This window comes from Ignatzschineria larvae DSM 13226 (genome assembly GCF_038500265.1).
In the GTDB taxonomy this organism is placed as follows: Bacteria; Pseudomonadota; Gammaproteobacteria; order Cardiobacteriales; family Wohlfahrtiimonadaceae; genus Ignatzschineria; species Ignatzschineria larvae.
Map to the genome: position 1 here is coordinate 1,812,262 of NZ_CP150637.1, position 25,774 is coordinate 1,838,035.

General features: G+C 39.8%; 16 protein-coding genes. 9 read left to right on the forward strand and 7 right to left on the reverse strand.

Going from position 1 to position 25,774, the window contains the following annotated elements; translation table 11 throughout:
• Window positions 1–61 precede the first annotated feature (61 nt).
• On the forward strand, window positions 62–1,414 hold the full coding sequence (locus WMO13_RS07515) for an MFS transporter (protein WP_169727774.1): 1,353 nt from the start codon (window positions 62–64) through the stop codon (window positions 1,412–1,414).
• 315 nt (window positions 1,415–1,729) lie between these two features.
• On the opposite strand, the gene WMO13_RS07520 is transcribed toward WMO13_RS07515, so the two are convergent.
• The 3 genes from WMO13_RS07520 to focA all read right to left on the reverse strand — a co-directional run bounded on the left by WMO13_RS07520 (window position 1,730) and on the right by focA (window position 6,303).
• Window positions 1,730–3,097, reverse strand: a complete 1,368-nt coding sequence (locus tag WMO13_RS07520; RefSeq protein ID WP_026879184.1) for an L-serine ammonia-lyase — start codon at window positions 3,095–3,097, stop codon at window positions 1,730–1,732.
• A gap of 441 nt (window positions 3,098–3,538) precedes the next feature.
• Window positions 3,539–4,906, reverse strand: a complete 1,368-nt coding sequence (locus WMO13_RS07525) for an HAAAP family serine/threonine permease (protein WP_084331509.1) — start codon at window positions 4,904–4,906, stop codon at window positions 3,539–3,541.
• 548 nt (window positions 4,907–5,454) lie between these two features.
• Window positions 5,455–6,303 (reverse strand): formate transporter FocA, encoded by an 849-nt coding sequence (gene focA / locus WMO13_RS07530; RefSeq protein WP_026879182.1) that lies wholly within the window; start codon window positions 6,301–6,303, stop codon window positions 5,455–5,457.
• Between the two features lie 595 nt (window positions 6,304–6,898).
• Between focA and WMO13_RS07535 the strand changes: the two genes are divergently transcribed.
• The 4 genes from WMO13_RS07535 to WMO13_RS07550 all read left to right on the forward strand — a co-directional run bounded on the left by WMO13_RS07535 (window position 6,899) and on the right by WMO13_RS07550 (window position 10,705).
• On the forward strand, window positions 6,899–7,903 hold the full coding sequence (locus WMO13_RS07535; protein WP_026879181.1) for a formamidase: 1,005 nt from the start codon (window positions 6,899–6,901) through the stop codon (window positions 7,901–7,903).
• Between the two features lie 464 nt (window positions 7,904–8,367).
• Window positions 8,368–8,793, forward strand: coding sequence for a DUF4878 domain-containing protein (locus WMO13_RS07540; protein ID WP_026879180.1), 426 nt, complete (start codon window positions 8,368–8,370; stop codon window positions 8,791–8,793).
• Between the two features lie 349 nt (window positions 8,794–9,142).
• The gene (locus WMO13_RS07545) at window positions 9,143–9,799 is read left to right on the forward strand and encodes a YiiX/YebB-like N1pC/P60 family cysteine hydrolase (RefSeq protein ID WP_051396268.1); all 657 of its coding nucleotides are present in this window, start codon (window positions 9,143–9,145) and stop codon (window positions 9,797–9,799) included.
• 135 nt (window positions 9,800–9,934) lie between these two features.
• Entirely contained in the window at window positions 9,935–10,705 is a 771-nt protein-coding gene (locus WMO13_RS07550) for an endonuclease/exonuclease/phosphatase family protein (protein WP_026879179.1), read from the forward strand.
• A gap of 226 nt (window positions 10,706–10,931) precedes the next feature.
• Here the strand turns inward: WMO13_RS07550 and WMO13_RS07555 are convergent, their stop codons facing one another.
• Window positions 10,932–11,543, reverse strand: coding sequence for an IMPACT family protein (locus WMO13_RS07555; protein WP_026879178.1), 612 nt, complete (start codon window positions 11,541–11,543; stop codon window positions 10,932–10,934).
• Between the two features lie 138 nt (window positions 11,544–11,681).
• Window positions 11,682–12,896: a PLP-dependent aminotransferase family protein gene (locus tag WMO13_RS07560; protein WP_026879177.1), complete on the reverse strand. Its 1,215-nt coding sequence runs from the start codon at window positions 12,894–12,896 to the stop codon at window positions 11,682–11,684.
• Window positions 12,897–13,370: 474 nt separating this feature from the next.
• Here WMO13_RS07560 and recC point away from each other — a divergent pair, with 474 nt between their 5' ends.
• Together recC and WMO13_RS07570 are read left to right on the forward strand one after the other, a co-directional pair.
• Window positions 13,371–17,216 (forward strand): exodeoxyribonuclease V subunit gamma, encoded by a 3,846-nt coding sequence (recC, locus tag WMO13_RS07565; protein WP_026879176.1) that lies wholly within the window; start codon window positions 13,371–13,373, stop codon window positions 17,214–17,216.
• 144 nt (window positions 17,217–17,360) lie between these two features.
• On the forward strand, window positions 17,361–17,684 hold the full coding sequence (locus tag WMO13_RS07570) for a hypothetical protein (RefSeq protein ID WP_026879175.1): 324 nt from the start codon (window positions 17,361–17,363) through the stop codon (window positions 17,682–17,684).
• Window positions 17,685–18,030: 346 nt separating this feature from the next.
• On the opposite strand, the gene WMO13_RS07575 is transcribed toward WMO13_RS07570, so the two are convergent.
• Entirely contained in the window at window positions 18,031–22,635 is a 4,605-nt protein-coding gene (locus tag WMO13_RS07575; protein ID WP_342386830.1) for a YadA-like family protein, read from the reverse strand.
• Window positions 22,595–23,134: an ESPR-type extended signal peptide-containing protein gene (locus WMO13_RS07580; protein ID WP_026879350.1), complete on the reverse strand. Its 540-nt coding sequence runs from the start codon at window positions 23,132–23,134 to the stop codon at window positions 22,595–22,597. The genes WMO13_RS07575 and WMO13_RS07580 overlap by 41 nt, the downstream gene beginning before the upstream one ends.
• 585 nt (window positions 23,135–23,719) lie before the next feature.
• Between WMO13_RS07580 and rapZ the strand changes: the two genes are divergently transcribed.
• Complete coding sequence (gene rapZ / locus WMO13_RS07585) at window positions 23,720–24,580, forward strand: RNase adapter RapZ (RefSeq protein ID WP_026879349.1); 861 nt, start codon at window positions 23,720–23,722, stop codon at window positions 24,578–24,580.
• 247 nt (window positions 24,581–24,827) lie between these two features.
• A complete protein-coding gene (gene folD / locus WMO13_RS07590; RefSeq protein WP_026879348.1) occupies window positions 24,828–25,712 on the forward strand; it encodes a bifunctional methylenetetrahydrofolate dehydrogenase/methenyltetrahydrofolate cyclohydrolase FolD in 885 nt (294 codons plus the stop codon).
• The last annotated feature ends 62 nt before the right edge of the window (window positions 25,713–25,774 follow it).

Sequence of the window (25,774 nt, forward strand, 5' to 3'; positions counted from 1 at the left end):
AATAGGTCATTGAATCAATTAATAATTATAATACTAATGACTTACACAAAAGGTGTTTCCCATGTCATCACAAATGCAAACAAAGTCTGCAGGTGCATCATCTGCATCTGACTCGCAAGCTACGCCTGCGCAAAATGTGCAGGAAAAGAATTCCTATACCCGTGTTGCTTTTGCGAGCTTTATTGGTACTGCTGTTGAGTTCTATGATTTCTATATCTTTGGCTTAGCGACAGCGCTCTTTATCGGTCCCTTATTCTTCCCATCTTCTAGTCCTGAAGCGCAATCGCTCCTTGCGTTTCTTACCTTTGGCGTAGCCTTTGTTGCACGTCCTGTAGGTTCAGCACTTTTTGGTCATTTCGGAGATAGAATTGGACGTAAAGCGACACTTGTCTCCTCACTACTCATTATGGGAATTAGTACCACTTTAATAGGCTTTCTTCCAACCTATCACTCTATAGGCTTTATGGCGCCCGTTCTACTCTGTCTCTTACGTTTTGGCCAAGGATTAGGCCTTGGTGGTGAATGGGGCGGTGCTGCACTGTTAGCGACCGAGAATGCACCGAAAGGTAAACGCGCACTCTTTGGCATGTTCCCACAATTAGGTCCACCGATTGGCTTTATCGCTTCTTGTGCAATCTTCATTGTCATTGAACAAACCTTAAGTCCTGATAGCGTGAATGCTTGGGGCTGGCGTATTCCCTTTATTTTAAGTTCAGTGCTTGTCATTATCGGTTTATATGTTCGAATCAGCATTATTGAAAGCCCGGCTTTCCAAAAAATTGAAAAACAACAAAATACTGTGCGTGTTCCTTTTGTAGAAATGTGTACCAAACATCTTAAAATGTTAGCACTCGGCTCTATCAGCATGGTTGCCTGTTATACGCTTTTCTTCATGATTACCGTCTTCTCACTGCAATATGCAACGACTCACGGGCTCTATTCAAGAACCGAGTATCTATTAATGCTCTCTGTTGCCATTCTCTTTATGGCTCTAGCTTCACCGATTTCGGCAATGTTATCGGATAGATATGGCCGTAAACCAATCCTGTTAATTAGCTATTTAATTATTATCATTGCCGGAACACTCTTTGGAAGCGCAATTTTAAGTGATCATACAGGCTTAACCTTGCTCTATCTCTCTTTTGGTCTTTTTGCCATGGGGCTGAACTTTGCACCAATGGGCGCGTTTCTACCTGAAATTTTCCCAACCAATATCCGCTATACCGGCGCTTCGATGACCTACAACTTAGGCGGTATCTTAGGTGGATCATTACCGCCTTTCATCATCACCTATCTGATGGGATTTGATCGCGGCATCTACTATGTGGGTTTCTACGTTGCAATTGTTGCGGTCATCAGTTTCTTAGCCGTCTACTTTGTCAAAGAGACTAAAAATATTAGTATGATGGATTAATGGCTAATAGGGTTATCATACAGCCACTCCGTATAACAGCGAAATGATCAAACCAATAAAAATCCCATTCTGAGACTTTCATAGTCCTTAGAATGGGGTTCTTTGATTTTATAATATCTCTAATTATTGACTACTAATCTCAATATAGTAAATTTGGTTTAAGAAAACATAAAACCGTACTAAACAACACTTGCAAGATGCCGGATAGAACAGCTTTCTTACTTGTTACAACTGATGCGCCGGCATTTCAATAAGCTTATTTTAAACCGATCTTACTATATTATCCTTAAAGCTTTTTCAATATTAGTAGTCTTATTAATCACAAGGCGCGAGTTTAATCGCTAATCCTCCTTGAGAGGTTTCCCGGTATTTCGCATTAATATCTTTCCCTGTTTCATACATTGTCTCGATCACTTTATCTAAGCAGACCCTAGGATCACTTGAACGGCGCATTGACATCCGAGAAGCATTAATTGCTTTTACCGCTGCAATCGCATTGCGCTCAATACAAGGCACTTGTACTTGCCCAGCAACAGGGTCACAAGTCAATCCTAGATTATGCTCCATTGCAATCTCAGCGGCATTACAGACCTGTTTCGGTGTCCCCCCGAGCAATTCAGTTAAAGCACCGGCTGCCATCGAACAGGCCACACCGACTTCCCCTTGGCAACCTACTTCAGCCCCTGAAATTGAAGCATTCATCTTATAGAGTGTTCCAATCACGCCGGCCACTAAAAAGAAACGGCTATAAGCATTCTCATCCACAGGATGAATAAAGCGATCATAATAAGAGAGAACCGCAGGAATAATTCCACAAGCACCATTAGTCGGCGCTGTGACCACCCGTCCACCGGCGGCATTCTCCTCATTCACTGCTAAGGCAAACATATTCACCCAATCAACAACTGCCATCGGGTCGGTATTGTGTTTACCCTCTGCAAGTAACATATTCCGAAGTGCCGGCGCTCGGCGGGGTACGCGAAGAGGCCCAGGTAATAAGCCCTCAGTCGTCGAACCTCGAGCAATCCCATCTTTCATCACCTGCCAAACATCAGCAAAATGCGCCATAATCTCTTCCCGGCTTCGAAGCGCTAGCTCATTTCTCATCACAAGAGATGAGAGCGATAATCCTGTTTCATCACAGTAACGACAGAGATCTGCGGCATATTGATAAGGATAAGGTACTTGAATAGTCGATGTTTCCTCTTCACCAAAGTGTTCTTCATCCACAATAAAACCACCACCAATAGAGTAGTAAGTCTTTCTCAACAGGATCTGATCACCATTTAAGGCAGTAATCGTCATGCCATTTTCATGTAGTGGGAGATTGTGTCGATGGAAATTCATACTACTCTCTAGAGGGAAATCCACCTCTTTGATGCCATCGGCGATCATTAAATGCCCTGTTTGCGCAACTTTTTCCACAAAAGGCGCGATATTATCAATATCAACAGTATCCGGAAGATTTCCTGCTAATCCCATAATAATGGCGCTATCGGTCGCATGCCCTTTTCCAGTTAAAGAGAGTGAACCATATACATCCACTACAATCCGAGAAACAGAGTCAATCAGCCCCTCAGACTGCAACTGATCCACAAAGGATTTACCGGCTTTCATAGGACCGACAGTATGAGAACTTGAGGGGCCAATACCAATTTTGAAAATTTCAAATACACTAATCATAATTCACTTTCCTAATTTAAAAGTGCAACAAGCTAATCACTAAGTCCCGTGAGAGAAATCCTTCATATATAACGCTTCATTATAAGTATTAAATCAAGAGTAGCATCTCTTTACTGGAATTGTTTACCACTCAATCACGCCTATATTAAGCTCAAACATATTTATCTTGTTGATTATTTAAGGGATATTATCTATCAATAGATACTATCTATTAATAAATACTATCTATTAATATATTTTAATGGTTAAAATACTCATTATTCGTTAGTTTTGGTTATTACCAATAGGTATTTCTACAAATCAAGGAGAGGATTATAAGCTAGTGCTGTACTAGATTGTAGATTAATCTTTTATCTTTTACCTTTAAAGTATGGCTACTCTACTTTGACAAAGTAACCATACTATTGTCATTAAAATTGCTTTCCTCAACAGTGAGCGCTATCAACTAATGAGGGAGTTAATAATACCGTAGAATACCGCTGAAATTGCAATTAATCCCATGATGACAACAAAGACATTACTCATAGCCCCTTGATATTTCTTCATTGCAGGTACTTTACGAATTGCATACATCGGCATCAAGAAAAGAAGCATTGCAATAATAGGGCCACCTAATGTTTCAATCATCCCCAAAATACTAGGATTTAATGTGGCGACAATCCAAGTGGTAATCAACATAAAGGCTGCTGTAATTTTGTTCAAACGATTTTTATCAATCGTTTTACCTTTATCCCGTAAGCGCTTAATCACAAGTCCATTGAAGCCCTCTCTTGCCCCTAAATAATGGCCTAAGAATGATTTGGTAATCGCAACAAAGGCAATAAAGGGTGCAATATACGCAATGACGGGTGCTTCAAAATGGTTTGCTAAGTAAGATAAGATACTGATATTTTGTTCTTTTGCTTCTGCTAAATTTTCAGGTGAAAGGCTAAAGACACAGCTAAAGACGAAGAACATCACTGTAATCACCATCATAATATGGGCAAAGGCTAATATTTTAGAACATTTCTGCTCGGCATTTTCACCATACTCTTCCCGTTTGGCAACCGCAAAGGCTGAGATAATCGGAGAATGGTTAAAAGAGAAGACCATCACGGGAATCGCTAACCATAAGGTCACCCATAATCCTTGTCCTAAATTGGCATAACTAACAGCATTAGCCTTACTAAATGAGAGCGTCTCTAAAATAGCACCATTCCACTGTGGAATCAGATAGAGCGCTAATAGCATCAAAACAGCCACAAATGGGAAGACTAATACACTCATCGCTTTCACAATCGCTTGCTCACCAAATCGTACAATTCCCATAATACCAACAATTAATACCAAAGATAGAATGATACGCGGTGGCGCAGACATGTGTAGCTGATTGACAATAAAGCTCTCCACAGTATTAGTAATCGCAACGCTATATACGAGCAGAATGGGATAGATCGCGAAGAAATAGAGAAGCGTTATCAATTTGCCGGCTCGCTTACCGAAATGCTCTTCCACCACTTCTGTAATATCTTCGCCGGGATTTTTGCCAGATAAGACAAAGCGGCAAAGACCTCGATGGGCATAGAAAGTCATTGGAAAAGCTAAAACTAACATAATTAAGAGTGGAATCAAGCCACTAATACCGGCATTAATCGGTAAGAAGAGAACACCGGCACCAATAGCCGTACCATATAGGCCGAGCATCCAGACAGTATCTGAGCGGCGCCAAGCTAATTTTGACTTTGCTTTCGTGGTAGATTGTTCCGTTCGAGTTTCAATTGAGGTATCAGTGGGGCTTATAGCAATAGAGCTAACTTGATTGGCACACATAATGGTATCTCCAAAAATTAATGCGATAAAAATAAGATTCAAAGTCCCTACTAACCAAGCGTTTTCGACACTGTTCACTTAAATAACGGCAACAAAGATACAATTCAACCTAGCTGTATCAAAAATAGTTGAATTTAAAAGTTTTGAGTTAAAATTAACCAAGAGCGTTATTTGTGAGAGCTGATTGCTTTAAAGTGCGATTCCACTTTGGAAGGCCTTTTTAGGATTACACTCTCATTACCATTCCCTAAACAGAGAATCTAACACTACCTAATAGTAATCGGTATAATCTAATGAGCAATCAGTTTAGTAGGACTCTTAAGCGCCTATGTTAGTGTGAATAGGCGACACTTATTGCATAACAGCTATAGAGGGTGGATGAATTCCTTCTAATTTATAAGCATTATTAAAAGTGATCAACGCACATACTACGCTTTCACATAGCTCTCGACTCTCTCTATTGTGATTATGACAATAGCGATATCTAACTGGATATCCTTGAATCATAATAGAAACCTCCCCGTTAATGCCGATTCTTATATTGGAATCTAACGTTGTTTAAGATAGATCAGCCAATAGATAAGCCCCACTAACACCGCGCCACCGATAATGTTACCTATCGTGACCGGTAATAAATTATTGAACAAAAATTCCGTACTATTTAAATGCGGGAATGCCTCCGGCGATGAGCCCACTTGTGCCCAAAATGATGGTGGCGCCCATTTTTTAATAATGATACCGAGCGGGATTAAAAACATATTCGCGATACTATGTTCAAAACCACTCGCTACAAACATCGCTATCGGTAGAATGAGCGCAAATAATTTATCCATTAACGTTTTGCCGGCATAACTCATCCATACAGCTAAACAGACCATCAAGTTTGCTAAAATCCCTAAACAGATTGCTTCTACAAAACTGTGTTCTACTTTATGCTCGGCAAACTGTAATAAATTAAGCCCCCACGCGCCCTCGGCAACCTTATATTGCCCTGAATACCAGATCAATCCGACAAAAAAGAGTGCACCGATAAAATTACCCAGATAAACATACCCCCAATACCGGAGCATCCGCTGCCAACTAATTCTTCCTGTAGCTTTCGGGATAATTGTTAATACTGCTGAAGTAAAGAGATCCGCACCACAAACAACCACCAACATTAATCCTAATGAGAAACAGATTCCCCCAATTAACTTCGCCCAACCGATGGGCACTAAGCTCGTGCCGGTCGTAACTGTAATGTAAAAGACTACGGCAATAGAGATAAATATTCCCGCCATAAAAGCCGATAACAATGTTTCCTTAAAAGATTTACCCGCTTTATAACAATAAATATCATCAGCGACTTGAGCCATCTCTTTTGGTAACAATAAATTACAACCGCTATCTATTTTCATATCCGATCTCTTTATTGAGGTTCGTCTTACTACGTTGATGAATATAGCACAGATAAGGTTTAAAAAATTTGACCTAGATTATGATAATTTATTATCAAATAATTTAAATAAAGTTAACTCATAGCTATTTAAGACTTATATTAATTTATAAGTTATAGCTTTATCTATTTTATTCTTATATATCAATGAGTCATAACTCAGATAGCACGACCTTATGATCTTCTCTTCTCTATCTTTTCTCCTTCTCAAATATCTCATTAAAAATATTAATGAAGAAATAAGAGACCTACAAAGGAAAAATAGGATAAAAGAAGCATCAAAGAGCTGAACCGAGCGGAACTGAGCCGATCGTCTCTCAATCATTGATCAATGCCTCTCCAATACCCTACTTCTATCTGTTATTTTTGATCTGTTATTCCATAGATCGAAATTCTAGAATTTAACACAGCGCAATTTACAAAAACTTAAATACTTATCAATTTATTTAAAAATATTTCTTTTAATTATTTATTATCTGTATTATATTAATAATGCGATTTAAATATTTTAGTCGCGGAATTTAATATCAAAAAACTTTTTAGTAAGGAGTGATGTTATGGGTTCAATCGGAAGTATGACTAAACCAGAATTAGGTTTCCTCGTTGCAGCAGTACAATATCCTGTACCTGTTGTGAATAGCCGTGCAGATATCGACAAACAGATCGACAATATCGTACGTATTATCCACCATACAAAAGCAGGATATCCTGGCTTAGAGCTCATTATCTTCCCTGAATATAGTACGCAAGGGTTGAATACTGAAAAATGGCTCACTGAAGAATTCTTAATCGATGTCCCTGGCAAAGAGACTGATATCTACGCACAAGCTTGTAAAGAGGCTGGGGTTTATGGAGTATTCTCTATTATTGAGCGTAATCCTGATCCTACCAAAAACCCTTTTGATACTGCGATTATCATTAATCCTGAAGGGGAAATTATCCTTAAATACCGTAAACTCTTCCCATGGACTCCGATCGAGCCTTGGTCACCAGGAGATCTAGGTATGCCGGTATGTGAAGGCCCTGGCGGTAGTAAATTAGCAGTTTGTATCTGTCATGACGGAATGATTCCTGAAGTAGCTCGTGAAGCGGCTTACAAAGGTGCAAACGTCTTTATCCGTATCTCTGGCTATAGCACGCAAGTACAAGATCAATGGATCTTAACCAACCGTTCAAATGCGTGGCATAACCTTATGTACACCGTATCTGTCAACTGTGCTGGTTATGATGGTACTTTCTACTACTTCGGTGAAGGCCAAATCTGTAACTTTGATGGAACCGTATTACAACAAGGAACCCGTTCACCCGGTGAGATTGTAACCGGTGAAATCTACCCTGTGCTTGCAGATGGTGCTCGCAGAACGTGGGGCTTAGAGAACAATATCTATAACCTTGGTAACCGTGCCTATGTGGGTGACCCAGGTGGCGACCACGAAACAGAACTAACTTATATCCACGATCTTGCTAATGGTAAATATAAATTACCTTGGGATAAAGATATCAAGATCAAAGATGGTTCGATCTATGGTTATCCTGTAAAAGGTAAACATTACGACAAATAATGAGTAAGTCATCAACGGATAAGTAATGTATCAGCCAATAATGCACCCATAAATAACGTATAACTGATGCAGTTTACCTAGGCAACATTAAAATGATCATCTCCAAATAGTTTTAAATTGCCTATCACTTATTCAATGAACTTCTCTTAAGATCGAGAGAGATTAAGATTAAAAGCCTAGTTTTTGAAAGTACAATACTGAAAGTGCTTCAAGACTAGGCTTTTCTATTGCCGATTATTCATTACCCATTTAATCACTGACTTTATAATATCTAACTTTAATATCTGACGTTCTTTAATATGTGACTTTAATAGCCGATAATAATTATTTCCTAAGCAAAAGAATCATCAATTTAACCCCCTAATATTAAAATAAAAAACCAAAATTATACATTTGTAAGTTAAAAAAGTTTATGCAATAATCGCATTATCTCTTAACCCCAAAATGATAAGGTTCTATATACCATGAAACAATTAAAACTCTTTTTTACCCTCTGTATTTTTGCTTTTGTTGCTGTAGCGTGTTCTAACAGCTCTGATTCTCCTGAAGCAGCGACTAAAGAATTTGTGAAAGTCTTCTTCGAAGGGAAAGGCGATAGCGATAAATTACTCGATATTATCTATGTCCCTGATAGCGACAAAATGGATCCTCAAGAAAAATCAATGGTAATGGGTAAATTAGCTATGTTTACACAAATGGCCAAAGAAGATACCGATGCTAAAGGTGGCGTGAAAGAGGTTAAAATTGATAACGTTACTTACAATGAAGATAAAACTCAAGCTGCTGTTACTATGACCGTTGTTTATGGTAATGGTGAAACAAATGATGGTGAAGGGAATGCTTTAGATCTCATCAAACAAGATGGTAAATGGAAAGTGAACCTTAAATAATCAATCAGTACTATATCATTCTGAATAATGACTGAACGATATTCATTGAAATAGAAAGAGATGCTGTGATTCCGATCACAGCATTTTTTATGCTTCCAACTTTCCCTTTTATATTTTCTATTTTATCTTTGCTTTTATCTTTATAGTAAGATCGGTTCAAAAAAAGCTTGTTAAAATTCTGGCGCATCGGCTGATCGAGACAAGGAAGCTGTTCTATCCGGCATCCTGCAAATGTTGGTGAGTCAGTTTTTATCTTCTTTTAAAACCCTACAATAGCTGTTTAAAATCCATTTTTCTTAAACCAAATTTACTATACTTTTTTTCTAGCCCCTCACCTTTAGTCATAGCAATGAAACCTACCCCGCTTCGTATCACTATCTTGAGTCTACTTCTGCTTCTGACACTCTTTTTGATCTTAAGCTATCTATTAGAGTTTCATTTTTGGCGACAATCTAAAAGCCGTGATCTTTGGGATCATCCTCAAATGAGTGAGCTTCAAGTAGGAGATATTATTCTTCGCTCCGCCTATGGCAAGGAGAGCCGCCTGATAGAATGGGTCAGTGGTGGGAATTATAGCCATATTGCGGTGATTACCGATATCACACCTGACATTATCATCACTCACGCAACCACCAACGAAGATCCCTATTATCCCAATCAAGTGCAATCTACCCCGATTACTCGATTTCTCTCCCCATCAATTACGAAACAATACCAAATTATACGCCCCAATTTTTTGAGCGATGAGGCCAAATTACAATTTGCAAAGCTTCTCAAAGCACAACTAGGCCAACCCTATATCCTTAAAAATCGAGAAGAATCAAATCTCTACTGTACAACGTTTCTCGAACAAGCACTTCAAACACTCTATCCTCTGCCAGAACTCGAATGGCAATTCCTCTCTATTCCGGGTTATCAAGGAGATTACCTCTTCCCCGATGCCTTCTTAGCACTCCCTGATATGGAGACACTCCTACAAGATGATAAGTGGCGCCCCTACGATTAAACCCCAATAATATTATTATTTAATAATAAGAAATAATCTGTTTAAAAAGGCAAAATAGACTGAAATAACCTAAAATTTTCATTCAATTAAGGTAAAATGGTAGCTTGATTGATCCATCCACAACCATTGACAACTATTATGAAAAAAGATCATCTATTTCGTTTTATCAAAGGCCAAAAAGAGCGCGAAACACTGCATGGCGAAACGCGCCTTGATCGATTCTATCCGCTTGCTCGGGATAATCGACTCAGCGTTATGGTATGGAATATCTACAAACAGCAAAAGCTTAATTGGCATACCATTTTGCAGGAATATGGCCGCAATCGTGATCTCATTCTACTGCAGGAAGCCAAAGCTTCTGATGAACTCATTCAGTTCTCTCGAGCGCATTTTCTAGTCGGCGATCAGGTTCCGGCGATTAGTTTTAGTAAAGAGTCTTATGGTGTGATGACCTTAGCCGCTAGCTACCCTGTCTACTCTCGCCCCTTTAGAACCACGGAGCCTTTTCTTCGCCTTGCAAAATCGGCACTGATTACCATCTATCCGCTACACGATAAGCGCCTATTAATGGTCGTCAATGTTCATTCGGTAAACTTTAGCCTCGGCGTTAAAATCTATCGCGCGCAGATTCAATCAATTGCAGATCACGTCATCAATCATAATGGGCCTGTGATCTTTGCCGGGGACTTCAATACCTGGAGCCGTAAGCGCTTACACCTACTCTATCTCTTCACGCGTAGAATGGGGCTTCGTTCTGTAAACTTTCACGAAGATCATCGAAAATCTGTCTTCAATTCACCCCTCGATTTTCTCTTCTATCGTGGATTACATTTACAAAAAAGCGAAGTGATTAAAACTGATGCCTCAGATCATAATCCGATTTTAGTGGATTTCCGTGTAAGTTAATGATTGATGCACAACTTAAGATAATGTGTATAGTCAGATCAGTTCAGAATAAGCGTATTGATATGCCGGCGCATCAACTGTCAGAAGTAAGGGCGCGGTTCTATCTGGCATCTTGCAAGTATTATTGAGTACGGTTTGGTGTACTTTTAAAATGCCTTTCGCAAATGAGTTTGAAAGCGTTATCTTAAATCTACATCAACGATCTCTTTCAATATGCTATATCAGTCTATAGTTCTACCTGCTCGGTAATAAAGAGCGTGTCGACTTTAGCAAGACGCGCTAATAACTCAGGGTAATCATTGGCCCGCACCTGTAAGGTCATTTGGCAATTGACACCATACTCCTCGGCAATTTTTTTGGCATTTAAGTCATTAATCACGTGATTCACATCATTCGTCGCCGGATAATCAAAGGTAAAGGAGACAGGTAAACCAATTGTACGAGTCACGATCTTCGCCTTAGAGAGCGCATTGCGCGCACCTTCTTGATAAGCCGACACTAAACCGCCGGTACCGAGCTTAATCCCACCAAAATAGCGGACAACCATTACCAAAACATTCGTCAACTCAAAGGAACGGATCTGCCCTAAAATAGGTCTTCCGGCACTGCCGGAGGGTTCTCCATCATCATTAGCCCGGTATAACTCGTAGCGATCACCGAGCACATAGGCATAGCAGAGATGCCGAGAATCATTATAACGCTTACGATAATCAGTCAAAATAGTATCGATCTCTGCTTCCGTAGTAACCGGCACAGCAAAGGTAATGAAGCGACTACGAGAAATAACAAATTCATCTTCGCTTAAGGCAGTAATGGTTTTATATTGATCACTATTCATAACGCACTATTATACATAAAATTAAGTATTAAGTAGATAATAGCAATTAAAAAGCGACCTTCAAAATCACTCAAAGGTCGCTCTAATATTTGATTGGATCGATGCTAAAAATTGAGTATTATCATCCTCTTCTCACGATTATGAAGCTTCTTCTACCTGATAACGATCTAATGCCGCCGCTAAACGTCGCCCTGCTTCATCGGCAATTTGATCCGTAATTGTCGCAAAGGAGAGACGCAATGTCTCAACTTCAGGCGCTCCTACATAGAATGCAGCGCCGGGTACAAAGACGACCTCTTCCTCAATCGCATATTGAAGAAGTTTTGTCGCATCAACGCCCTTTGGAAGACGTGCCCACAGGAACATTCCGCCGGTAGGCTCTGCAAACGTAATTCGATCGCCTAAGTGCTTACGCAATGAATCAATGAGCATCTGACAGCGCGCTTGATACGCTTTAGAAATGGCTTTAATACGGGGTTGTAAGCGGCCACTTTTTAGGTAATTAGCGACAATCAGTTGTGATAATACCGGCGTATGAAGATCAACCGCTTGCTTACAGAGTACGATCTTATTACGAATGGCTTTATTCGTCACAATAAACCCTAAACGTAATCCCGGCACTAAGACTTTAGAGAATGAAGAGAGATAGATAATATGGGCTTTCTCCTCATCGCTCTTCGCAAGTGAGTAGATCGGTTTGACTTTTGAGTCTGTAAAACGAATCTCGCCATAAGGATCATCTTCAAAAATCACAAAATGATATTTAACCGCTAAGGCTAAAATACGCTGACGCTTCTCGGTAGAGAGTGTTGAACCGGTAGGATTCGCAAATGTGGGGACAATATAGAGCGCTTTAACAGGGCCTTTTTTTAAACGGGCTTCTAATGCATCAACATCGATACCATCAGCGCCTCCGGCAATATCTTCCACTGTCGCGCCGGTCATTTTAAAACCTTGAATCGCCGCTAAATAGGTAGGACGTTCTACTAAAATCGTATCACCTTCTTCTAAAAAGGTGCGCGCAATCAGATCTAACCCTTGTTGTGAGCCACTTGTGACCACAACTTCATCCGGCGTTGCCACGATATTACGATCGGCAATCATCCGCACGATCTCTTCCCGTAGAACTTCTTCACCATCTGTGGTGCTATATTGATAGGCATTGACAGAGCCTGAAGCAATTACCTCATTAAGCGCTGCATTAATCCCTTCCATATCAAACATATCCGCCGCAGGAATACCGCCTGCTAATGAGACAATATTAGGCATTTTGCTATACTGCAACAGATCCCGCACAATCGAGCTCTGTGAACCTTGAACGCGTTTTGCAAATAAACTCTCTAAATCTGCCATAATCCCTTACTACTCCTATTAAACTATTTTATGGGTCAAAACGATGACACGACTTTTATCACTGATCTTTATCTAGTCGTTTATGAGCCGTGTTGCCCATTCGTTTTGCACTTTATACTGTTATTGTATTGTGATGTTCTTCAATGTGACATTCTTTCTGTGTGACATTTTCCAATGTAACGTTTTCCAAAAGCCTTGGGTAAAGGATGGCGCAACGCTTTGCGCTCTCATACGGATTCTATGACGCGCAACTCATAATATATCAAGAGGAAACCTGATTGATTGAACTTTGTTATACTAATGTAGCAAATAATATTCAGTTTTGAATGACTATTTTTCATAAAGATCCACTTGATCTAAAAGATAAATATCTTCATCTCTTTCAATATTAAAAGTATTTCTAGCATTGATCTAACAGCCTGCAATCTCCAATGGATGGGATATTGATAGCCAAATTTGAGGAATATTGTCTCTATGAGTTTTAATCTCTACTACGCAAATCACCTTGATACACTGCAACATATTGCCGGTTATCTTACACAAATTGATCCTCAACCTACCCCTTTTGACAAAGAGTATTTTCTTGTACAAAACTTTGGGATGGCACGTTGGATGCAGATTAGACTCTCAGAACAACTCGGCATTTTAACCCAAGCGGAATTTCTACTTCCCTCAAAGATGTTGATGAATCTCATAGAGATGATCTTTGAAACTGAAGAGCGGCAAAAGACTCCGATTGAAAGACTCTCCAAAGATCAGCTCTTTTGGCCATTAGTGAAAATTATTGATGAACTGCGACAATCTGATAGTGATAACGAGAGAGAACTCTTTGCACCGCTCTATACCTATCTTGAAAAGTATCAAAAGAGCCATCAGCTAGAAAATAGCCATCAATCGCCCAATCCCCTACTTGCCGTAATGCATTTAGCGGAGACTTTAGCGACGATTTTTGATAAATATATTGTCTATCGTAGTCAATGGATCAATGCGTGGGCGGATGGGCAACCAGCGCCCACCTATTTTGAGCAACAGCTCCCGGAAACATTAGAGCGTTGGCAATCGGCACTATTTCAAAAACTCTATAATGCCCTTGGTCGACCGCTCCATTTTGGATTAATTGCGCCGCTAATTGAGGAAAAACTACAAGATCCCAAGATTATTGCCAAACTCCCTAAGCGAATCTTTATTATCGGACTTAATTCACTGCCACCCCTCTTTTTAGATTTAATCGCCCAATTCTCTCAAGTGATGGACATTCATCTCTTCTTTAACAATCCTTCCCAATATTATTGGGGAGATCTCACGAAACAGATGGGGTTACCGCAAGTTGATTATATAAACTTCTACGAAAATCGTAAAAGTCAGATCGATCCGATTTCCCCCTCTTTACGCGCATCTTTTGATCGAGAGATGCGCCTTGAAGAGATTCAAGCTGAAATCAATGAATATTGGCAAAGTAGCTACGGCAATCCTCTCTTAGCATCCCTTGGAAAAGTGGGGCGAGATCACCTTCATCTTTTGCAACAATATGAGGGGAAGCTCAATCTTACGACAATGGAAGCTTTTTCTGAGCCTGAAGTGACCTCTCTCTTATCACATATTCAAGCGGAGATATTTCATCTACGGCCTGCCCGCGAAAGTGAGAAATATCCTATTGCAAATGATGATCATTCACTCTCCCTACACGTTACTTATAGCCCGATGCGTGAAGTGGAAGCGCTCTATAATCAGATTCTTCATCTATTAGAAAATGATCCTGATCTAGCGCCGGAAGATATTGTGATTATGACACCGGATATTGAACAATACGCGCCTTTTATCGAGGCAATATTCGGTAGCGCCCCTGCTGAGCGATCACTCCCTTATGCCATCTCCGATATTAGTCTTAAAGAGAGTGATACGATCTTCACAACACTGCTCTCACTTCTCTCTCTGCCTGACAGCGCCTTTAAAGCAAGCGATCTTTTATTACTGTTACAAATGCCTGAAATGATGGCGAAATTCCATTTTGAAGAGCAGGATCTTTCACTCATTCATTATTGGGTCAATGATAGCAATATTAAACAGGCGATTGATGGCGCTCATCTCACAGATGAATTACAAACAGCCTATAATGCCCAAATTGATTGGGATATCAATACCTGGCGCTGGGGATTAGAGCGGATGCTATTAGGCTATAGTACCGATCGCCTTACCCTCGATTATGAATCGGGAGAGCAATCTATCCCTTGTTTACTACCTTATCCCTATATTGAGGGAAGCAATGCTCAAATCTTAGGTCGACTCTGCTATTTTGTCGATTTACTGATTCAGACCAAAGAAGAACTCGCTACCGAGCGCCCTCTCACAGAGTGGCTCACCATATTACCGATCATTTGGCAACGATTCTTTGAAGATAGCAGTGAAAATCGCGATAAACTCCATTACACTCAACAAATTTGGCAAGAATTGATCGATGGTGCGTTAGCGATTGATTTTAATGCGATATTGCCACTTCGCGCCTTAACAGCATTGCTAGAGCAAAAACTCCTTGAAGAGAAGCCGGAACAAAACTTTATTCAGGGGAAAATCACCTTCTGCTCCTTTATTCCGATGCGAACCATTCCTTTTAAGATGATTGGAATGATTGGGATGAATCAGAGTGATTTCCCGCAATCTACGATCTATCATAACTTCGATCTGATGCAATATTTACCGATGCGTGGCGATCGCACCCGCAATACTGACGACCGCTATCTCTTCTTAGAAGCACTTCTCTCGGCACAGCGTTATCTCTACTTGAGCTTTGTGGGTCGCTCTATTCGGGATAATAGTATCTTGCGTCCTTCTCTCTTAATCGATGAACTGCTTCGCTATATCGATCAAATGGCTCAAACAGAATCAGGGGGAAAGCCTTCCGAGGTTATTACCTATCATCACCCAATGGCCTCTTATAATGCATCGCTCTTTAATCCTAGTAGCCCGATTCAAAGCTTCCAAAATGAGTGGATATTGCATAATCCAACGGAGCATTTCTACGCACCTTACACGTATGAAACACTTGTTGAACATTATAGTACTGAACCGCAACAAGATGAGCCATTGCAACAGCTCTCACTTACTCACTTAATACAGTTCTATCAAGATCCTACGCAATATTTTGCCCGAATGCATCTCAATATGAATCCTTATCGCTCTCAAGAGATGCTGATTGAAGATGATGAGCTTTTTACCATTGTGAAAGGATTAGATGAGTATCAATTACAGCAGACTTTAACGGATAATATCTTAGAGAAACTACTGACTTCAGCAGATGATCCTATTTTTGATCAACTCTTAGCGCAAGGATTAATCCATATTGAGCAGAATCAGGAAGAGGATCTTGAAGAAGAGATAAAAGAAGAGACGAAAAATTCAGTATCAATTACAGCGTCAGATAAGATCGGCGCGTCAAAAGAGAATGAGGTCAAACTCTCCCTTGCTGATCATCAAGCGATTGAGGGACTCTATCAACAATTTCGCCTCAAGGGGGAATTACCGAAATTTGCCTTTGGTAAACTCACTTGGCAGATGCAGAGCCAATTTGCTAGCCATCTTGCCATTCACTTACGCGAAAAGGGCTACCCTTATGGGCAATTTAGCCAAAAGCGGTATCGTTACCAAAACCTGTTACTCACTGCGAAACTCCCCCTTGCAGCACCCTGTGGGGATCTCATTATGTGGGATGTGGCATCGCTCAATTATAAGCGCTCTATTAAAACCGCCATTTTGAATCTCTTCCTCCACGCCACCAAAGCAGAGGATTCCCCAGGCACCTTATGGCTCTATAGTAAACATAAAGGGCAATTAGCGGCACTGAAAGGCGTTTCTCTTAGCAAGGAAGAAGCACAGGAAAAACTCAATCACCTGATTCGAGGTTACCAGATTGGAATGAAAGCACCGATCCCTTTCCTCTACCAATTAGAGAGTCGTGATCCATTCTTCTCACAAAAAGAGATGCACGAGGTGATCACAAAGATCCTCTCCCAAGATCTCAATTACCCTTACCCCCTCAATCTCGACTCACTACAACCTATTGAACAGTGGAATCCCGAACAGTTCATCACCCTAATGAGTCAGAATCAATGGTTAGAAGATTTTACGGAAGAAGCCCAAGAGAGCTTTAAAACGTTCTTTGAAATCGCCGGACAATCAGAAGCCTTTAAACGCCTCTTCCCTAATGCCGGCATTCAAGTATTTATTATTGCTCTGCTCTTTACGATGCAATATGCAGATCCACTGTTACAGCAAGTAGAGCTGATCGCCAGTATGACCAATATGGGTGAAAAAAAGAAAGAATAACAAAAAAGGTAAGAAAAGATACATCGGATAAAACTCATCTATTTTGTAAAGATTTATCTCCTTGAATCATAGAGGATTCTGCCGTACATTAATGCAGAATCTTCTACTATATGTCATCTACTATATAACGTTAGAGAAAACAAAATGCCTCAATCCTCAAAAAGCAAAGCACCCGATCATCTCTATCCTTCATCTAATTATGATTACGATGGTATTGCCGGCACTTGGCTCGCAATTCCGCCTGTTTTCCATCTTGGCTTTGGTGCAATTACCCTAGCAGTCTTAATCTTTTTGCTACCCTCGATTCACTTTCGGGGGCCACTCAAATATCTTTTTACCGATTACCAAGTCCCTATCGGCATTGCTATCGCACTCTTTTTTATCGCCTCGGCACTTCTCAGTAAACTTAAATTCTATCAAGTGAGTTCTAAGCATCAAAAAAACCAGCAACACGAAAATAAGATGTGACATCTACCAAAAAGCGAATATTGTCGTTGTCGCAATCATCGTACTAGAACTTGTCAACGGTGATTGAATTAAAAATGGGAGGATTATACTATGACCATTGCCTGTCTATTACGTAATATGCTTATCGCAACGTGTCAACAATATCAGATTACAGATCCGAATAAGTTGTAAAATAAGATCATAGATAAAATTCTTTCGGTAGGTTTGTTAATAGCAAAAATAGAGCCTAGCAAGATTCAATACTTACTAGGCTTTTTTAATGATCATCCTTAATCTTCTCTTGTGAAGTATTAAGTTATATATTAAAAGTAACTATTAATTTAAATCCTTTTTTTCACTATAATTATTATAACTCGAAAGCTACACCCGCACCTAAGCCAACTTTATTTTGCGTATCATAGGACATTTGCAATCTATAACGTGCATGATTATTAATCTTACCTTGAATACCCATAGATATCGCACTTTCCCCATCATAATATCCAATCCCCATTCCAAATGAATACTTTGAATATTCAATATAGGGGATCGAACTCATAGCCATCGCACCCGCAATACCAGCACTAGCTACCTTGCGGTTCTCCTGTACTTTCTTCTCAATCGTATTCATACGGGTATTGTAATGATTGAGTGTGTAATTGATATTTTTAATATCTTCTTTCACAACATATAATTGACTACCATTAATTGCATCTTTGGAGGTCGCACTAATTTCACCATCAGCAATCCCCGTTACATTCCTAGCGGTTTTACCATTTGTAAAATCAACTGTTGTTGCTCCCGTTGCACCATTTACAACGATTTTTTCTCCCTCCATCTTAAAAAGCTGGCTTTGGTCAATTGCTTCTATTGCCGAAGCAATATCATCATAACGACTCCCATTAACCTGGAATTGATTGTCTCTGTAAGTGAACTGGCCTGTATTAGGATCAAATATCGCTCCACCACCAATCATGTTTGCAATCGAAGTATTGGCATCATAAAGCTGATTACCATTGATAGCATCACTAGAACCTGTTTCTATCTTACCCTCAGCAACACCGGTCAATTTACGGCCATCCCCTTGCCCATTATCTTGTGCGATATTTAAATCAGCCTTACCAGCAATTCCACCATTAATCGTAATTTGACCTCTATTTTGAGTGTTACCTAAAGTAGGCGGAGTTGATTCAATCGGTGCATTCGGCTCAACTACTTCTGTGATAGGAGGGGTATTAGAGACCATATTCTGAGATACTTCATCTCCCTTACCCGTAGCGCCAGGTGCTAAAATAATACCAGATTGACCTTTTTCTAATGAAGATACTCTTCCATCTAGATCACCAAGTTTAGTGTTAACATCGCTATTTAATTTTCCAATACTTTCATCTAAATGCGCCAATCCATCATAAACGGTCGTGATTTTATTAGCACTTCTTTGTTGCGCATTCGTATATGTAAACGCTCCCGAGAAGTCAACGCCGATTAATTGACCCTCTTTGAAGGTTGCTTTTCCTCCAAGCATTTTTGCCACATTTTGGTTTGCACTGTAAAGCTGTGAACCATTAATAGCATCTAAAGATTGTTCTGAAATCTTTCCATTCGCTAAACCGGTGAGTGTACGACCTTCTTTACCATTTGCAATATTAAATACGTCAGCTTCTTTAGCTGCCATATTATCAATGACTAAGGTAGTAACTTCTTGCGATTCGCCATCTTCTGTCTCTACTTTACTCTTCGCAAGCTGTACCAATCCTAAGGTGCCCGCAGATACTTTATTCTCGATATTCTCGATACTTTCACTATTTGAAACCACTCGACCATCTATATTTTCAAAAGCTGCTTTAACATCAGTGACTGTTGCTTTACTTCCTTCTTTACCAAGCTTTAACTCCCAAGTTCCATTGGTTTCTAAACCGCCCAAAGCCTTTGCAATATCTGTCACATTTTTATTAGTGCTATCAAATTCACCTTTAACGTGTGCAAAGCCAGCATTAACATCTTTAATAGTGCCTTTTTCAGCGCCCAAAGCACCAGAGAAATCAACGCCACTTAATTGGCCATTTCCATCAAGCTTAGCATCGCCACCTAAAACGGTAGCTACATTACTATTTGCATTGTAAAGTTGATCGCCCGTTATTGCATCTTTAGAGCCTTTCCCAATAGTTCCATTCGCTAAACCTGTAAGTTTGCGACCTTCATCTGCTTTAGCAATATTGAAAATTTCAGCACTATCCGCTTCTGGGGCAATTACTAAGGATTGCTTATCTGTTGATAATTGCACTAAACCTAAAGTTCCTTCACCCACTTGTTTTTGTATTCCGGCAATATCTGTCGTATTTTTATCTACTCGACCATCAATATTATCAAAGGCCTCTTTAACATTAGAGACTGTTGTTTTACTTCCGTCTTTACCAAGCTCTAACTTCCAAGCTCCATCGGCTTCTAAACCACCCAAAGCCTTTGCAATATCTGTCACATTTTTATTAGTGCTATCAAATTCACCTTTAACGTGTGCAAAGCCAGCATTAACATCTTTAATAGTGCCTTTTTCAGCGCCCAAAGCACCAGAGAAATCAACGCCACTTAATTGGCCATTTCCATCAAGCTTAGCATCGCCACCTAAAACGGTAGCTACATTACTATTTGCATTGTAAAGTTGATCGCCCGTTATTGCATCTTTAGAGCCTTTCCCAATAGTTCCATTCGCTAAACCTGTAAGTTTGCGACCTTCATCTGCTTTAGCAATATTGAAAATTTCAGCACTATCCGCTTCTGGGGCAATTACTAAGGATTGCTTATCTGTTGATAATTGCACTAAACCTAAAGTTCCTTCACCCACTTGTTTTTGTATTCCGGCAATATCTGTCGTATTTTTATCTACTCGACCATCAATATTATCAAAGGCCTCTTTAACATTAGAGACTGTTGTTTTACTTCCGTCTTTACCAAGCTCTAACTTCCAAGCTCCATCGGCTTCTAAACCACCCAAAGCCTTTGCAATATCTGTCACATTTTTATTAGTGCTATCAAATTCACCTTTAACGTGTGCAAAGCCAGCATTAACATCTTTAATAGTGCCTTTTTCAGCGCCCAAAGCACCAGAGAAATCAACGCCACTTAATTGGCCATTTCCATCAAGCTTAGCATCGCCACCTAAAGCGGTAGCTACATTACTATTTGCATTGTAAAGTTGATCGCCCGTTATTGCATCTTTAGAGCCTTTCCCAATAGTTCCATTCGCTAAACCTGTAAGTTTGCGACCTTCATCTGCTTTAGCAATATTGAAAATTTCAGCACTATCCGCTTCTGGGGCAATTACTAAGGATTGCTTATCTGTTGATAATTGCACTAAACCTAAAGTTCCTTCACCCACTTGTTTTTGTATTCCGGCAATATCTGTCGTATTTTTATCTACTCGACCATCAATATTATCAAAGGCCTCTTTAACATTAGAGACTGTTGTTTTACTTCCGTCTTTACCAAGCTCTAACTTCCAAGCTCCATCGGCTTCTAAACCACCCAAAGCCTTTGCAATATCTGTCACATTTTTATTAGTGCTATCAAATTCACCTTTAACGTGTGCAAAGCCAGCATTAACATCTTTAATAGTGCCTTTTTCAGCGCCCAAAGCACCAGAGAAATCAACGCCACTTAATTGGCCATTTCCATCAAGCTTAGCATCGCCACCTAAAGCGGTAGCTACATTACTATTTGCATTGTAAAGTTGATCGCCCGTTATTGCATCTTTAGAGCCTTTCCCAATAGTTCCATTCGCTAAACCTGTAAGTTTGCGACCTTCATCTGCTTTAGCAATATTGAAAATTTCAGCACTATCCGCTTCTGGGGCAATTACTAAGGATTGCTTATCTGTTGATAATTGCACTAAACCTAAAGTTCCTTCACCCACTTGTTTTTGTATTCCGGCAATATCTGTCGTATTTTTATCTACTCGACCATCAATATTATCAAAGGCCTCTTTAACATTAGAGACTGTTGTTTTACTTCCGTCTTTACCAAGCTCTAACTTCCAAGCTCCATCGGCTTCTAAACCACCCAAAGCCTTTGCAATATCTGTCACATTTTTATTAGTGCTATCAAATTCACCTTTAACGTGTGCAAAGCCAGCATTAACATCTTTAATAGTGCCTTTATCCTTACCGAAAGCACCTGAGAAATCAACGCCTGTTAACTGACCATTTTCAAACTTAGCACCGCCACCTAAAACTGTAGCAACACCTGTACCAAGCACATATAATTGACCACCTGTGACTGCTTCTTTAGAATCCTTTTTGACCGAACCATCTGCGACATTCACTAATTTACGTTGGAGCGTATCATTACCAAATGATACGGTGTTCTCTACATCTGCTATGGCGTTAGCACCTATCGCAACAGATCCTGACGCTGTAGACTTAGATTTATTACCCAATGCAACAGATCCTAACGCTAAAGACTTAGATTGACTACCCAGCGCAATCGATCCACTATTTTTTGTTCTATCATCACCGCTACCCGCCTCTGCCTCCCAGCCCAATGCAAGAGTATCATCAGTCAAAGCTTTTGCCTCATAACCTATTGCAACAGCCGTTCTACCACTGACTTTCGCAGTAGTTCCTATAGCAACAGAATTCCGGTGAGTCACTGTTGTATTTCTCCCGATCGCTATACTATCTGTTGATTTTATAGTCTGATCTTTATCACCATTGATTATCTTTGCGTTATATCCTAGAGCTATTGCCCCTGATGCCGTTTCTGCAATTTCCGAATGATCACCTACAATAACTGCATGTTGGGCGCCTTTATTAATTGTTGAATAAGAACCTAGAATAATTGCATTTTCGGCAGTTTCTGCAATTTTTGAATGATCACCTAAAGCTGTAGCATGTGTACTCTCTACCTTCGTATTATCTCCTATAGCTACAGAATAATTATTCGCATAAGCCTCCCATCCCTGAGCGAGAGCACCCACTGAAGCATTCGCACCTTTCCCAATAGCTATTCCCCCCCTGAGCCTTAACTTGCGCACTGGCACCAATAGCTATAGCGTATGCTCCTACTGTGTTCGCATCTTTTCCTATCCTAATTTGCTCATCATCAGGCAATAGATTTGCTCTCATATCATTACGCAACAAAATACTAGGCTGATTATCTACCAGCCTCGCTTTTTTAAGCATTTCTTCCTCTTCCCAATCTTGCTTTTCTTCAGAGTTATCACTTACAACTTGATCAATAGAGTTTTTCGGTAACATGGGAATAGGATCTAGCAATTGATCCTTATCGAGAATGTTTTCATGATCCGTTACGACTTCCTGAGAAAGCACAGGAAATCCTAAAAGAGAAATGAATGTAAATGCCATAATAGCCATTTTACTAATCTTAGATTTAACGCGTTTTCGGGAAGCTAATTCAGATGCGACAACATAATCCTCTTTAAAATAATTCCATACCACACTATAAATTCTATTCATAAGGCACTTACCCTCAATAAAAAACAAATATTTTACATATTTTACTTTTTCTGTTGTTTTCTTTCAATAAACTTACAAAAAAACATAAGTTTTAATTTACGTTTAATAAATTTATTTTCATAAGTAATTTACATCTAATAAATTTATATCTAATACTTATATTTTTTCATCGTTACTAATGAAAAATAATTAATTGATATCATTAGAGTAATAAAAAAAGCAGCCCTTTCGAGCTACCCTGTTAGAATTTTTAACCTTTCCTATCGACATTGTCATCACACTCTTTTTTATCGCCCCGGCACTTCTCAGTAAATATAAACCCTATCAAGTGAGCCCCAAAAAAACAGATCAAAACAAAATCAGCTAGTCAATAAATACACGACACCTTCACCGTAAAAGCTTTACTGTAAAAACTTGTCTGCAAAAATAAATACAACATAAAATTGTAATCATTAAGGATATTTTTCAACCTGTTATAGGATAAATGTATCAGAAAGGCTTAGAGAATGGCATAATGTGAAGCTCAATTCCAAGATCCCTTTCATTTGTCTATTTACACAATCCTACTAGCAGGAGTCTTGCGCTATGATGCAAAAAATGATCATTATTAGTGGCCTATCAGGTTCAGGTAAATCGATCGCACTACAAACATTAGAAGATGAGGGTTTCTTCTGTATTGATAATCTTCCACTCACCTTTATTCCTCAATTTTTACAAGAATTTCAACATAAAGATCGGCATCAAAAACTCGCTATTGGCGTAGATGCCCGAAGCTTCCCCGAAGATCTCGCTGAATCAGAATCCATTTTCGATGAAATCGAAGCATTTACCGCATTAAGTCCGCAAATTCTCTTCCTTGAAACCAATGATGATACATTGATTAAGCGTTATAGCCATACTCGCCGGCGTCATCCTTTAACCTCCTCAAAAGTCTCCTTGCTTGAAGCGATTAATAAAGAACGGGAACTCCTCTCCCCGCTTCGATCTCGTGCGGATGTGACCATTGATACCACTTTTCTCAATGTTCACGAATTAAGAGCCCTTCTAAAGGCGCGCTTACTGGAAAGTCATAAATCCACTCTTGCGATTCAGATCGTCTCATTTGGCTTTCGAAATGGAATTCCCTTAGATGCCGATTTTGTCTTTGATGCTAGAATGCTTACAAATCCTCATTGGGTGCCGGAACTGAGGGAGTATACAGGCCTTGAAGCGCCGGTAATCGAGTATTTTGCCGAGATGCAAGATATCCAAGATTTCTATCAAGATATTCTCAACTTTATTACCAAATGGCTCCCCTCTTTTAAAGAAGGAACCCGCTCCTATCTGACGGTGGCCATTGGTTGTACCGGCGGTAAGCATCGCTCCGTTTATCTTTCTCAAAAATTATTCGATGCCCTCGAAAAAGAAGAGAATGTGATCGTCAAACATCGCGAAATTACCGCATAACATAGCGTTAAACCGAGAATAGAGAATAGATATCAAAAATAAGAGTCAAAAATGAGAGAGAAAAATCATAATCGCTCTTAAAATTAAATCATTGTTATGTATTTAAATCATTATTGTGTATCCATTCCCCTAACATCATCGAGAACCGATCTGATTATTCGAATCTTGATTCGCAGTAGTCACTATTGGTCTCAGCATCACTCTTGAACTACATAGTACAATCTACCATTGAGTAAGGAAATTTGTAATGAGTCAATTAATTGATGGCAAAGCTTTTGCCGAAAATCTACGTAAAACTATCGCATCACAAGTTGTCGATATTGAAAAAGAGCACCATATTCGCCCTGGTCTTGCGGTTGTGCTTGTCGGCGAAGATCCTGCAAGTCAAGTCTATGTCCGTAACAAAGAGAAATTTGCTATTGAATGCGGCTTTAAGTCAGAGACTTTCCGTTTACCGGCAACGACTTCACAAGCTGAGTTACTTGAGCTCATTCAGACGCTTAATAATGATGCAACCATTCACGGAATCTTGGTGCAATTACCGCTCCCTAAAGGCCTCAATGAAGAAGAGGTACTTTATGCAATCGATCCACAAAAAGATGTCGATGGCTTTCATCCCATTAATATCGGACTTCTCTCAATCGGTAAACCCTCACTCATTCCTTGTACACCATTAGGCTCGCTCCTCTTGTTACAAGATAAATTAGGCAAAGACCTCTCCGGCAAACACGCTGTGATTGTAGGACGCTCTAATATTGTAGGTAAACCAATGATGCAGCTTTTGCTCAGTCAAAATTGTACTGTAACCGTAGCTCATTCCCGTACTAAAGATGTCGCAAGCCTCTGCCGAGAAGCGGATATTGTCGTGGCCGCAGTCGGCGTACCTGAGCTCGTCAAAGGCGATTGGATTAAAAAGGGAGCAACGGTGATTGATGTAGGTATTAACCGCATTGAAGTCGATGGTAAAACCAAACTTGTCGGCGATGTAGAATTTGCAACTGCTAAAGAAAACGCCGAGTTTATCACCCCAGTTCCCGGCGGTGTGGGTCCTATGACTATTGCTTGCTTGCTTCGAAATACGCTTACCGCAATGTGCCAGCAACATCAGATTCTAGATCCGAATAAGTTGTAAAATAAACTTAAAAATTAGTTTTACATACTAATTTCAAATATCAGCTTCAAATTAAATCAGAT

Excerpts from the sequence above, each read along its gene's own strand:
- WMO13_RS07515 (WP_169727774.1), top strand. The coding sequence starts at position 62 with ATGTCATCACAAATGCAAACAAAGTCTGCAGGTGCATCATCTGCATCT.
- WMO13_RS07520 (WP_026879184.1), bottom strand. The coding sequence starts at position 3,097 with ATGATTAGTGTATTTGAAATTTTCAAAATTGGTATTGGCCCCTCAAGT.
- WMO13_RS07525 (WP_084331509.1), bottom strand. The coding sequence starts at position 4,906 with ATGTGTGCCAATCAAGTTAGCTCTATTGCTATAAGCCCCACTGATACC.
- focA (WP_026879182.1), bottom strand. The coding sequence starts at position 6,303 with ATGAAAATAGATAGCGGTTGTAATTTATTGTTACCAAAAGAGATGGCT.
- WMO13_RS07535 (WP_026879181.1), top strand. The coding sequence starts at position 6,899 with ATGGGTTCAATCGGAAGTATGACTAAACCAGAATTAGGTTTCCTCGTT.
- WMO13_RS07540 (WP_026879180.1), top strand. The coding sequence starts at position 8,368 with ATGAAACAATTAAAACTCTTTTTTACCCTCTGTATTTTTGCTTTTGTT.
- WMO13_RS07545 (WP_051396268.1), top strand. The coding sequence starts at position 9,143 with ATGAAACCTACCCCGCTTCGTATCACTATCTTGAGTCTACTTCTGCTT.
- WMO13_RS07555 (WP_026879178.1), bottom strand. The coding sequence starts at position 11,543 with ATGAATAGTGATCAATATAAAACCATTACTGCCTTAAGCGAAGATGAA.
- WMO13_RS07560 (WP_026879177.1), bottom strand. The coding sequence starts at position 12,896 with ATGGCAGATTTAGAGAGTTTATTTGCAAAACGCGTTCAAGGTTCACAG.
- recC (WP_026879176.1), top strand. The coding sequence starts at position 13,371 with ATGAGTTTTAATCTCTACTACGCAAATCACCTTGATACACTGCAACAT.
- WMO13_RS07570 (WP_026879175.1), top strand. The coding sequence starts at position 17,361 with ATGCCTCAATCCTCAAAAAGCAAAGCACCCGATCATCTCTATCCTTCA.
- WMO13_RS07580 (WP_026879350.1), bottom strand. The coding sequence starts at position 23,134 with ATGAATAGAATTTATAGTGTGGTATGGAATTATTTTAAAGAGGATTAT.
- rapZ (WP_026879349.1), top strand. The coding sequence starts at position 23,720 with ATGATGCAAAAAATGATCATTATTAGTGGCCTATCAGGTTCAGGTAAA.
- folD (WP_026879348.1), top strand. The coding sequence starts at position 24,828 with ATGAGTCAATTAATTGATGGCAAAGCTTTTGCCGAAAATCTACGTAAA.